Annotated in this window: 10 protein-coding genes; 2 read left to right on the top strand and 8 right to left on the bottom strand. The window is 56.6% G+C overall.

Going from position 1 to position 12475, the window contains the following annotated elements; all coding sequences use genetic code 11:
* Positions 1-77: 77 nt before the first annotated feature.
* The 3 genes from AKL27_RS00955 to AKL27_RS00945 all read right to left on the bottom strand — a co-directional run bounded on the left by AKL27_RS00955 (position 78) and on the right by AKL27_RS00945 (position 4401).
* A complete protein-coding gene (locus AKL27_RS00955) occupies positions 78-1616 on the bottom strand; it encodes an AMP-binding protein (protein WP_050460690.1) in 1539 nt (512 codons plus the stop codon).
* A gap of 302 nt (positions 1617-1918) precedes the next feature.
* Complete coding sequence (locus AKL27_RS00950; protein ID WP_050460689.1) at positions 1919-3604, bottom strand: electron transfer flavoprotein-ubiquinone oxidoreductase; 1686 nt, start codon at positions 3602-3604, stop codon at positions 1919-1921.
* 107 nt (positions 3605-3711) lie between these two features.
* Positions 3712-4401 (bottom strand): SDR family NAD(P)-dependent oxidoreductase, encoded by a 690-nt coding sequence (locus AKL27_RS00945; protein ID WP_050460688.1) that lies wholly within the window; start codon positions 4399-4401, stop codon positions 3712-3714.
* A gap of 200 nt (positions 4402-4601) precedes the next feature.
* Here AKL27_RS00945 and AKL27_RS00940 point away from each other — a divergent pair, with 200 nt between their 5' ends.
* Positions 4602-5789, top strand: coding sequence for an amidohydrolase family protein (locus tag AKL27_RS00940; RefSeq protein WP_050460687.1), 1188 nt, complete (start codon positions 4602-4604; stop codon positions 5787-5789).
* Positions 5790-6005: 216 nt separating this feature from the next.
* On the opposite strand, the gene AKL27_RS00935 is transcribed toward AKL27_RS00940, so the two are convergent.
* The 5 genes from AKL27_RS00935 to AKL27_RS00915 form a co-directional block, all read right to left on the bottom strand.
* Positions 6006-7193, bottom strand: a complete 1188-nt coding sequence (locus tag AKL27_RS00935) for a thiolase family protein (protein WP_050460686.1) — start codon at positions 7191-7193, stop codon at positions 6006-6008.
* 12 nt (positions 7194-7205) lie between these two features.
* Positions 7206-8492: an amidohydrolase family protein gene (locus AKL27_RS00930; protein WP_050460685.1), complete on the bottom strand. Its 1287-nt coding sequence runs from the start codon at positions 8490-8492 to the stop codon at positions 7206-7208.
* 221 nt (positions 8493-8713) lie between these two features.
* Positions 8714-9553 (bottom strand): hotdog fold domain-containing protein, encoded by an 840-nt coding sequence (locus AKL27_RS00925; protein ID WP_050460684.1) that lies wholly within the window; start codon positions 9551-9553, stop codon positions 8714-8716.
* A 43-nt stretch (positions 9554-9596) separates the two neighbouring features.
* Positions 9597-10397, bottom strand: a complete 801-nt coding sequence (locus AKL27_RS00920) for an enoyl-CoA hydratase (protein WP_050460683.1) — start codon at positions 10395-10397, stop codon at positions 9597-9599.
* Between the two features lie 20 nt (positions 10398-10417).
* Positions 10418-11287, bottom strand: coding sequence for a MaoC/PaaZ C-terminal domain-containing protein (locus AKL27_RS00915; protein ID WP_050460682.1), 870 nt, complete (start codon positions 11285-11287; stop codon positions 10418-10420).
* Between the two features lie 264 nt (positions 11288-11551).
* Here AKL27_RS00915 and AKL27_RS00910 point away from each other — a divergent pair, with 264 nt between their 5' ends.
* Complete coding sequence (locus tag AKL27_RS00910) at positions 11552-12418, top strand: SDR family NAD(P)-dependent oxidoreductase (protein WP_050460681.1); 867 nt, start codon at positions 11552-11554, stop codon at positions 12416-12418.
* The last annotated feature ends 57 nt before the right edge of the window (positions 12419-12475 follow it).

Here is a 12475-nt window from a genome sequence, read left to right as displayed (position 1 = left end):
GCTGCTGCCATGCAATCGGCAGCACTACGCCCGACCGGGCGCAGCAGCCAGTCTTCGTTCATTGCCTAACCCGGGTATCACGCCGCCGCGTATTGCTCCTTGAGCAAGCGTTTGACCAGCTTGCCCGCAGCGGTTCTCGGCAATTCATCGCGAAAGCGCACCTGACGGGGACACTTGAAATGCGCGATGCGGTTGCGGCAGTAGTCGATCAGTTCCTGGCCGAGCCGCTCCGATACCTCGGCACCGGGCGCAGCCACCACCACGGCCAAGACCTCTTCGCCAAAATCATGATGCGGCACACCGATCACGGCGATGTCGGATACGGCCGGGTGCAGCGCTAGCAGGTTTTCAACTTCCTGAGGATAAATGTTCACTCCGCCCGAGATGATCATGTTCGACTTGCGATCTGTCAGGTACAAATAACCATCCCGGTCCAGATAACCGACATCACCGACCGTGCTGCGCCCTTGCGCGTCATATGCCTGGCGCGTCTTTTCCGCATCCTTGTGATAGGCGAAGCCGGCGCCGGCCGATTCAAACCAGATCTGTCCCGGCTGCCCAGAGGGCATCGGCGCCCCGTCATCGTCAAGGATGTGGATCTTGCCATAGGTCACCCGTCCTACCGATCCCTTGCGCTGCAGCCAGTCATGCGGGCCGATCATGACAAAGCCGTTGGCTTCGGTACTGGAATAGAACTCGTAAATGATCGGCCCCCACCAATCCAGCATGGCTTGCTTGACATCCTGCGGACAAGGCGCTGCGGCATGAATGACATACTGCAAGCTGGCAATGGCGTGGCGCTCGCGCTCGGCCTGGCTCAGCTTGAGCATGCGAATGAAATGCGTGGGTACCATCAGCACATGGGTGACGCGATGGGCTTCGATCAGCCGCAGGCATTCCAGCGGATCGTATTTTTCCATCGCCACCACGGTGGCGCCAAGACGTTGGGCACCGATGCTCCAGCTCATCGGTGCGGCGTGATACAGCGGGCCGGCGACCAGCAGCACACTGTCCGCATTCATCGCAAAGCCGTTTGCCAGCAAATTCCGGACCGCGACGAAGTCGCCGAATTTTTGCCGTGGATGGTTGTAGCAAATACCTTTGGGTCGCCCGGTGGTGCCTGATGAATAGAGCATCATTGCCCCTTCGATCTCAAGCTCGGGATCGAGCGGCTCCGATCCGGCGTCGCTGTCGAATAATTTTTCCCAGGATGAAAAGCCGGCTACCGCAGCGTCGGCAACCAGCCGGACCTTGAGGCTTTCCAGCGCCTCATGACCGGCAGTCAGCGGTGCCAGCGCGGCACTGGTTACCAGCGCGACGGCGTCGCAGTCACGCAGAATATAAAACGCTTCATCGGCATGCAGATGATGATTGATCAGGGTGTACTTCAAACCGGCGCGCTGGGCGGCCCAGACTGCCACCACTACCTCCGGCCGGTTTTCCAGCAGAATGGCAACGGTGTCGCCTTCGGTGAGAGAGGACGATTTCAAAAACGCTGCCAGTTGGCGGCTGCGCCGGCACAGTGTCTGATAATCCAACATCGTTTCGCCGGCGGAGCCAGCCACTATCAACGCCGCCTTTGCCGGCGTCAGCTCCGCATGATCGTCAGGTCGCATTCAATATCCAGTCGCTCTCAATTCGAATCCGTGCATGTGGACTCCCCCAAAAACCAGCAATCAAGTAGCGCGGGCCAAGCCTGAATAATGAACGATAAGCAACCTGAAACCGAGCATATGGCCTGTTGCAACGCAGGCCCGGCGAACTCAATAACTGACTAAACGTCTTTTATGCACAGATGATAAAGCTTTTTTGGTCATGCAGGTAATACCGAATAGATATGTTCGCCATTCATTTTCAGCATGAGCTGATAACAAATAATGACGGTGAAGTGACGCAACCGAAACAATTGCAGCATTGCTCACATTGCCGAATAATTCGGCCCGCCGCCACCTTCCGGCGTGACCCACACAATGTTCTGGGTCGGGTCTTTGATGTCGCAGGTTTTGCAATGCACGCAGTTTTGCGCATTGATTTGCAGGCGGTCAGCGCCGTTGCCATTTCCGTCGTCATTCTTGACGAACTCATACACGCCGGCCGGGCAGTAGCGCGCTTCCGGTCCGGCATAGCGCGCCAGATTGACATTGACCGGGACCGACGGATCTTTCAGCGTCAGGTGAATCGGCTGATCTTCGGCATGGTTGGTATTCGAAATGAATACCGACGACAGACGATCAAAGGTCAGCTTGCCATCCGGTTTCGGATAGCTGATCGGCGTGAAATCGGATGCCGGTTTCAGGCATTCGTGATCGGCATGTTTGTGATGCAGCGTCCACGGTGCCTTGCCGCCGAACAGCACCTGATCGATACCGACCAGCAAGGTGCCGGTGTACAAGCCCTTGCTCATTGACGGCTTGAAGTTGCGCGCCTTGTACAGTTCTTCATGCAGCCAGCTTTGTTCGAACGCGACCGGGTAGGCAGTCAATTCATCGTGCTGGCGTTCACCATTCAAGGCATCGAATGCGGCCTGTGCTGCCAGCATGCCAGTCTTGATCGCGGCATGACTGCCCTTGATGCGGCTGGCATTGAGGAAACCGGCGTCGCAACCGATCAGCACGCCACCGGGGAACGTCAGCTTCGGCAGGGATTGCAGACCGCCGGCAGTAATCGCGCGAGCACCATAACCGAGACGCTTGCCGCCTTCAAAGAACTTGCGGATTTCCGGATGGGTCTTGTAACGCTGGAATTCTTCGTACGGCGACAGATAAGGGTTGTCGTAAGCCAGACCGACGACATAACCGACCGCGACCTGATTGTTTTCCAGGTGATACAGGAAGGAGCCGCCATAAGTGCCGCGATCCAATGGCCAGCCGGCGGTATGCACCACCAGACCGGCCTTGTGCATCTTGGGATCGATTTCCCAGATTTCCTTGATGCCGATGGCGTAGGTTTGCGGATCTTTGCCGGCGTCGAGTTGGTATTTGCTGATCAACTGCTTGCCCAAGTGGCCGCGTGCGCCTTCGGCAAAGAAGGTGTATTTGGCATGCAATTCCATACCGAGCTGAAATGCCGCAGTTGGCTGACCATGGCGATCCACGCCCATGTTGCCGGTGGCAACACCCTTGACCGAACCGTCGTCGTTATACAGAATTTCGGCGGCAGGAAAGCCGGGAAAGATTTCAACGCCGAGCGCTTCGGCTTGCTGACCGAGCCAGCGCGTGACGTTGGCCAGCGACACGATGTAATTGCCGTGGTTCTGGAAACAGGCTGGCAGTGCCCAGGACGGTGTCTTGAGGGCTTTGCTGGCGCCGAGAAAAAGGAAGCGGTCTTCGGTGACAGGGGTGTTCAACGGCGCGCCGCGCTCTTTCCAGTCAGGAAACAATTCACTGATCGCCTGCGGATCCATCACCGCACCGGACAGGATGTGGGCGCCGACTTCGCTGCCTTTTTCGAGTACGCAAACGTTGACTTCCTTGCCGGATTCGGCCGCGAGTTGCTTGAGTCTGATCGCGGCGGACAGGCCGGCGGGGCCGCCGCCGACCACCACCACGTCGTATTCCATTGCTTCGCGCGGGCCATACTGCGCTACCAGGTTGCGTTCATGCATATGCTTGATGAGTATAAAAATGCCCGCTGCAACTGATCCCCGATATGGAAGTTTGTGCAGCGGTAAAGATGAATGAAAGCGTCGGCGATGCCGTTGTGGCAACCAGCTCAGCTCAATCCGACCACCGGAAGTACCGCACCATGCACGGCGATTGCCGCCGGACTTGCCAGGAATCCGATGACCGCGGCCAGATTTTCGGTCGAAACCCATTTTTGGTATTCCGCCTCTGGCATCGATTTCCTGTTGGCCGGCGTATCGATAATGCTCGGCGCAACCGCATTGACGTTGATCCCGCTTTCGCGCAGCTCGAACGACATGGATTCAGTCAGCCGCGCCACTGCACTTTTCGATGCACAATAGGCTCCCATTGCACCTTTGCCACTCACAGCGGAAGCAGCCGCCACATTAATGATTTTGCCGTGTCCGGCATCCAGCATGACCGGCACTACTGCGCGCGAAGCATTGATCAGCGTTGCCACATTCAGGTCTGACAATCGCCGCCATAATGCATCCGCGGTTTCATGCACCGGTGGCCCCATATCGAATCCACCCGCAATATTGCACAACACGGTGGCACCACCGCTATGGCGGATTGCCTGCGTCAGTGACTCCTGCTCCACCTTGGTCAAATCGCTGGCGACACATTGCACCCGTTCGCGCTTGCCATACACCTGCTGCAATAAATCTTGCTGCACATCCACAGCAATCAGCGACGCCCCCTGCGCCAGAAAATATTCAGCCACTGCTTGCCCCAATGCACCGGCAGCGCCTGTAACGACCACGATTTGCGTATTCATGATGCTCCTTTATCAGTAATTCCGACAAACTAACACATCGTCAGTTACTTTACAATTCACTCATCAGCTACGCAAAAAAGTCTGGGAGACGATAGCGGATGTGATGTTGATTTTTCCAAATAACTGACATATAGTTAGTTTTAAGAATATTAAAAACAGTTTCACCAACAAAAACCAATTCAACATCCGCTGAGGAAACGATGACCGTACCCAATTACCCGATCTATGACGCCGACCGTCATTTTTATGAACCGCCGGAAGCCTTTTTGCGTCATCTTCCAAAAAAGTTCCAAAAGGAATTTCAATACGTTCAGGTCAACGGACGGACCAAGCTGGCGGTAGGCGGCATCTTGTCGGACTACATTCCGAATCCGACCTTCGAAGTAGTTGCCGCGCCCGGCGTGCATGAAAAATGGTATCGAGGAGAAAATCCGGAAGGATTGACTTTGCGTGAATTCACCGGCGATGCGATTGTTTCCATTCCGGCATTCAGCAACGGCGAAGCGCATATCAAGATCATGGATGATCAACACATCCATGCCGGCTTGTTCATCCCTACCCTGGCCTCCATCATTGAAGAGCGCCTGGCTCATAAACCTGACGTGATCCATGCTCTGCTGCATAGCGTCAATCAATGGACCGTGGACGAATGCGGATTTGCGCGTCAGGACCGTCTGTTTCCGGTGCCCATGATCAATCTGTCGGACGTTGATCAAGCCTGCAAGGAACTCGACTTTGTGCTCAAAGAAGGCGCCCGGGTGATCGGTATCCGTCCGGCGCCGGTAGCCGGACTGCAAGGCGGCAGATCGATGGGCTTCGACGAGTTCGATCCGTTTTGGGCGCGCATCAATGAATCGAAAGTATTTGTTGTCATGCATGTATCCGATTCGGGCTATGACAAAATCAATCAATGGTGGACTGCCGGCGGCAAAGGCGAGTTTCGTCCGTTCGAAAAAGATCCGTTCGCCGAAGTCCTGGACTGGATGGGACGTCCCATCGCCGACTCACTGGCAGCCTTGATTTGCCATGGTGTATTTGATCGCTTTCCGAATGTTCGTGTCGCCTCGCTCGAAAACGGCGCCTCGTGGCTGGAACCGCTGCTGTATCGATTGAATTCGACGTTCCACAAAATGCCGAAATCATTCAAACGCAATCCGGTTGAGAGCTTCCGTGAACACGTTTACGTGGCGCCGTTCTACGAAGACAAGGTGGAAAAAGTGATCGAATTGATCGGCGTCGACCGGGTTCTCTTCGGCAGTGACTGGCCGCATCCGGAAGGACTCAGCACACCACTGGATTTCCTGTCCGACATTGCCGGCTTGAATCCAGAACAGGTGCAGAAAATCATGAGCACCAATCTGAAGAATCTCCTGGCCGGCGTGCGCTGACAACCGTCAATATCGCCAGGCAACGTCGGCAGCCCCGCTGGCCGTCAAGCCGGCGGACCTTTTCATTCTCCCTGTGTTTGATGCCCCATACCGCTGATCGCTCAGCCGGATGGGGCTTTTTTATCTGCTGCCGATAATCATGTAGTCCGTATTCATCTGCGCAGAACGAAAAAAAGGAGCCCGAAAGCTCCTTTTCTGCCACTGAATACTGCCCGGCTATTCTCTTGCCAGCAGCATTGCTCCGGCAATGGGTCCGCCACCATTGGATACCGCCGCCACGCGCGGATCGCCTTTGACCTGGCGCGCACCACAAGTACCGCGCAACTGCTGCACAGCTTCAACTACGTGAATCATGCCGTGCAGACGACCACCAGACAGTTGACCACCGCCGGTCGACAACGGCAACGCGCCATCCAGTGCAATCCGGCTGCCATCACCAACAAAAGCCGGTGCCTCGCCTCTGCCGCAAAATCCCAGACCTTCCAGCCAGAGCCAGGTCAGGAAACTGAAGCCGTCATACAACTGCGCAATATCCACGTCGGCCGGTTTCAAATCGGTACGATTCCACAATTGCCGTCCGCAACCTTCGGCGGCGTAGCGAGTGAGATCGTCCATCTGATCCCAGGTATCTCTGGTATGCAAACCACCCGAGATAGCCTCGACCCGAATCGGTATTGACTTGAGATCCGGTGCGGTGTCTTTGTGAGAAACAATCACCGCAATGGATCCATCAATCGGCACGTCACAGTCGTACAGGCAAAGCGGAGTCGAAATCATCCGCGCCGCCATGTACTGGTCCAGCGTCAACGGTTCACGATAGACGGCCCGGGGATTGAGCCCGGCGTTGCGTCGGGCATTGAGTGCAATCTGCGCCAGTTGCTCGCGGGTTGCGCCAAACTCATGAAAGTAGCGAGTCGCGACCATGCCGATCCAGTTGGCCGCCGATGGTGCCAGAAACGGTGCCAGATACTCGGCGAAACCACTGACGCGCTCCGGCCCGTTACCAATCAGACTGGGACGATTGCCTTTGACCGCCGCACTGGTTTCGGTAATCGTACGAAAGCACAACACATGACGCGCTTGCCCGGAAGCAACCGCCATGCAGGCATTCAAGACCCCGCTCATTTGCGTGGCCTCGATGCCGGCGTTGTACCAATTCAGATCCAATCCCAGCGAATCCTTGAGCTGCCCGATCGATACCGGCGAGAAACCTGGCGAGTCCGGCTTGAAACCCGGCCAGCTCGAAATGCCATCGATATCATGCCGATCCAGGCCGGCATCTTCAATTGCCGCCAGCACCGCCTCCAGTGTCAGGTCCAGACCACTGCGACCGAGGCGGCGGCCGGCGGCGGACTGGCCGACGCCGGAAATGATCGCCTGCTGCTCAGGCACATGCATTGTCATCGCGTGACCCGGTCAGGCGAACAACTTCATGACCTCACCGCTGGTCACCGGCTTGCCATCATTGTTGGATGGATTATGGCCGCCCATGCCAGCCACCGGCCGCGTATCGACGTGCGCCGCCTTGGCCCGCAACGCGCCAACCGTGCATTGCTCGCGCGGCATCAGCGCAAACGGATCAATGCCGAATTCACGGATCGCATTCAAATGCGTGATCTTGTCGATCGATTCTTTCGGCAGATGCTTGATCGACGTCCACAGGGCTTCCGGGCAATTCGGCCACAGCGAGTCGGAGTGCGGATAATCACATTCCCAGGTGATCTTGTCGATATTCATGAACTGGGTGTTATGCAGGCCGAATACGTCGTCGATGAAGCAGGTGATGAAATTGCTCTTGAACAGTTCGCTTGGCAAGACATCGCCGAAGCTGCAGTTGGTCCACGCCTTGTGGTGCTTGTAGGTAAAGTCAGCCCGCTCCAGAAGATAAGGAACCCAGCCGATGCCGCCTTCGGAAAGCGCTACTTTCAGGGTCGGGAATTTTTTGAACAGAGGCGAAAACAGCCAGTCCGTCGTGGCATTGGCAATGTACATCGGCATGTTGACGATCCAGGTATCGATCGGCGCATCGGCCGACGAATATGGCGCGCTGGCACCTGATCCGATGTGGATGCTGACCACCATGTTGTTGTCGGCGATGACCTTGAACAACGGATCCCAGTGACCGGTGTACAGGCTTGGCAAGCCCTTGGCCACGGGATTATCGAGGAAGCTGATGGTGCGGCATCCCTTGGCTGCCACGCGCTTGGCTTCGGCCACGCAAGCGTCGATATCCCACAGCGGCAGAATCGCCAGCGGGATGAAGCGCCCCGGAGCGCCGGCGCACCATTCATCGATATGCCAGTCGTTGTAAGCACTGATGACCGTCTTGGTAAATTCTTTATCATCCGCTTTCAGGAAGAATGCACCGCCGAACGTCGGGAAGGTAGGAAAACAAATGGATGACAGTACGCCATTGGCATTCATGTCTTCGATGCGTTCGGCCAGTTGGTAAGTGCCCTTGCGGATCTGCGCGTAAGAAGCCGGCTCCATGCCGTATTCCTCGGGCGGACGCCCTACCACTGCGTTCAGACCGAAGTTCGGATTGGTGCGACCTTCGTAAATCCAGGAATCGGAACCACTGCGCATGGTTGCCATTTTTGGTGCACGGTCGAGGTACTTTGCCGGCAAGTGATTCTTGAACATATCGGGCGGTTCGATGACGTGGTCATCGACGCTGATCAGAATCATGTCATTCATTTCCATTACATTCTCCTTCGTCTCTTATAAGTTATGCCTTGCACCGGTTCGCCGGAAACCCAACACGACGCCAGCCTGAGGCGGGTTTTGCTCATTAGCAGCAATTCTGACCGGTCCGGTATTTACCCGGCCTTGGTTTCTTCTGTTTCAATACAACGTCGTCGCCGGAAATATTACCTCAGGCGCACAACCAAATGACATATGATTTTCGGGCAAGGCCACTTCAATCACACATCGAATTCAACGCAGCAATTATTCAATATCAAGGCATCCCGCTCGATTGCCCGCATGCGGAACACTGCCACACCGGCATCCACATTCCATAATTCAATCCGCACGGTTTCATCGGTCAGCATGGCCCCCGCATAACGCACCGCCATTTTCCGCAGGCGTCGCACGTCGTTATTGCAAACCAGCTTCAGCACTGCGCGACCGGCCAGTCCGAAGCAGCCGAGCCCGCGCATCATGGCCTTGCCTGGCGGCAGATCGTCGGTGATGCTCAGTCCGGCGCTCAAGCGGTACGCCGCGTGCTCGTCGTTGGCAGGACTGCGCAATTCGATCACCGCGTCTGCGGCACGGTCTTCCGGAATCGCCGTCTTGAGCGGCACATACGGCTTGCCGCCAAATCCGCCGTCGCCTTTCAGAATGGTGGTGACATCAATGGTGACCAACGGCGTGCCATCAGTCGCATTCAAAAATTGCTTTTGCAGCATCACCGCACCCCGCTCCGGGCCACGGTCGAAAATTTCCTCCACATGCTGCGTGACGATTACCGTCCCCTGCGACGGCAGCGCAGCATGGATGGTAATCGCTTCCTCGGCGTGAACAATGCGACGCCAATCGATGCCAGTATCCGGTCGTTGCTGCCAGAACTCGCCATCCGCCAGGGCGATGGCCGCCATCGGCAACATGGTCTGCCCCGCCAGATACGGTGCATCGTCTGCCGCCAGCTGCGGCGTCAGTCCCGCGCCAAAGCCGCGCGCGATCTTCGCTGCCAGGCCGGCATCGTATTTGCATACTATTGCCGGGAAGTGCCGATGCTTCAATTGTTGATAGTTGATTGCCACTGCATCAATTCCTTGTCTTCGCCGTATCTTGCGACCATCACTGTCAGTTGCTGCGGGTCTTGGCAGTCTTCATGGAAGCATCCATGCCGCCCGACCGCAACTTGTGGTGCTCGGCAGTTTCGGTACTCAAGATATGGGTCTCGAAATGGGCCATCACAGAATTACTGAAACCCATGATATCTGCGGTGCGGTTCAAAGAACGCTTCATCAGACGTACGCCGAACGGCGGTGCCAGTGCGATCCGGTTCGCCAACTCCAGCGTGAAATCTTCAAGCTCTGCACGCGGCACCACGTGATTCACCATACCCCACTCTTTAGCCTCAGCCGCGCTCAGACGTTGTCCGGTGAACAAGAATTCCTTGGCTTTGCGCGTGCCCATCACCCATGGATGGACCAGCGTTTCCACCGATGCTGCTGCCAGGCTGTGCACTACCGGATCGCTGAAGAATGCGTCGTCGGCGGCCACCACCAGGTCACACATGTTGGCGACCATGAAACCGCCTGCGATACAGGCACCTTGTACCTGTGCAATCGTTGGCTTGGGATAGTTACGAATGCGCATGGCATTGCCGAGATAGTGTTCGTTTTCCCACATCCAGCTTTCTTCGGGCGTATATTTGCCGCGCTTGGCCATCCCCTCGGTCAAGTCATGGCCCGATGAAAAATGTTTTCCCACGCCGCCGATGATCAATACCCGAACACTATCGTCACGCTGAGTCCGGTCCAGCACATCGTCGATCTCGGCCAGCAAATTTTCAGATTCGGAATTGGCAAACTGAGGCCGGTTGTGGCAGATCCGTACTACTGCGCCGATCTGTTCATAAGTAATATCTGAATACGTCATACGCTACCTCTATCGTTTGGTCACACAGTAAATTCGGCATAGCCGTTGTTGATGGCAATCACGTCACGTTCAACAGCCTTGACGCGAAAGGCGATTTTTCCTGGCACGACATCCCAGATTTCCGTGCGCAGGGTCTCGCCCGGGAAAACCGGATTGGCGAACCTGACATTGAGTGCGCGCAAGCGCGCCGGATCATGGCCGCAACGCAGTTTGAGCACTGCCCGGCCGGCTATGGCATAGCTGCACATGCCGTGCAGAATCGGTCGCTCGAAGCCGACCGCCGCTGCCAGCGCAGGATCGATGTGCAGCGGATTGTAGTCGCCTGACAGGCGATAAATCACGGCCTGTTCCGGACGTGTCGGCAACTCGATGAGCGCATCCGGCTGGCCGGCTTCGGGCATGGCATAAGGCTTGGGTTGTGCGGTGGCGGTACCGCCAAAGCCACCGTTGCCACGCATGAAGATCGAAAATCCGGCGGTCGCCAGCAAGCGTCCGTCTGCCGCGTCATACAGCTTGCGCGACATGTACATGACGGCACCCTTGCCTGCACCCTTGTCGTAGATCTCATCCACCGATTCGACCGCATGTACTTCACCTTGGGCTGGCAAGGGGCTTTCGATTCGCAGGAACTGCTCGCCATGCAATACCTGATTCATGTCGATGCCCGTGGCCGGATCCGCCAGCCAATCCGAATTGCCGGCCAGCACGGCGGCAAAGGTTGGCAACGCCTTGAGTGATTTTTCGTAGACGAACTGGATATCCTGCGGCGCCAGCGGATTTTCCATCGCTGCGCCTGCGCCCAGCGCATAGAGAATCGTGTCGCGCTTTGCATATCGCAGCGCAACCTTTTCTATTGGCCAACTCTTGATGCGTTGGTAATCAAGTGACACCGTGTCTCCTCCGATTTGAGGTTGTATTGCCGCCCTTGTGCTCTCGCCGGCATCGCGAGAAATGACAGGCCTGAAAAATCAGAAACTGGACGCTCACAAAACTGTTGATTCGTCAGTTTTTTGGTTATCATAGCAGAATATTTAACTGATAGTAATTCAGTTTTATAAAAAATGGAGATATCAAATGAAGCAACATGCGAGTGCGTTCACGAGCCCGTCTGGCACCTGCTTCTTGACCGACAACCCGAAACCGAAGGAAACAACATGAGCTTATTAGACGGAAAAGTGGCAATCATTACCGGCGCAGGACGCGGCTTGGGGGAATCCTATGCCCGCCTGTTCGCCAAGGAAGGCGCCGCTGTCGTGATCAACGATATCGGCAAGGCTGAAGATGGCAGCTATCTGGCGCAACTTGTCGCCGCCTCGATCAACGCGGCCGGCGGACGGGCCGTGGCGCATACCGAGGATATCGCTTCTGCTGCCGGCGGGCGCAGCCTGCTGCAGACGGCGCTGGACAACTTCGGCGCGGCCGACATCCTGATCAACAATGCCGGCATTCTGCGCGACAAGAGCCTGCTCAAAATGGAAGAAGCCGATTGGGATCTGGTACAGGCGGTCAACCTGAAAAGCATGTACACGGTAACCCGTCCGGTCTTCGGCTGGATGAAGGAAAATGGCAAAGGCGGCGTGATCGTCAATACCAGCTCGGTTTCCGGCATCGTCGGCAACTTTGGCCAGGCCAACTATGCGGCATCCAAGGCCGGAGTCTGGGGCTTCTCCAATGTGCTGGCGCTGGAAGGCGCCAAAGCCGGCATCCGTGTGTGGACGCTGGCGCCGGCCGCGGTCTCGGCACTGACCGCCGCATTGCTCGACGACGACATGAAGCAGCAACTGGCGCCGGAGCATGTGGCCGAAGTGGCGCTGTACATGGTCAGTTCGCTCTCGGGAAACCGCACCGGACATACCATTTTTGCTTCCGGACAATCGATCCGCGAACTCAAGCTGGTCAGCGCCGAAGGCTTTGCCGGCGGCGGCAGCGGCGCGCCGTTGAGCGCCCGCGCGATTGCCGCAGCCGAAGACCGTCTGTATCACCCGCAAGCAACATTGAACATCATGGATTTTTCCAAATAACCATTGATGGCCTCGCCCATCGTACCCGGCAGCCCGCTGCCGCCACCGATGGCGGGT

Source organism: Herbaspirillum autotrophicum (genome assembly GCF_001189915.1).
Lineage (GTDB): Bacteria > Pseudomonadota > Gammaproteobacteria > Burkholderiales > Burkholderiaceae_D > Herbaspirillum > Herbaspirillum autotrophicum.
Note: the sequence above shows the minus strand (reverse complement) of the source record. Positions and strands in the feature narration are given on the sequence as shown.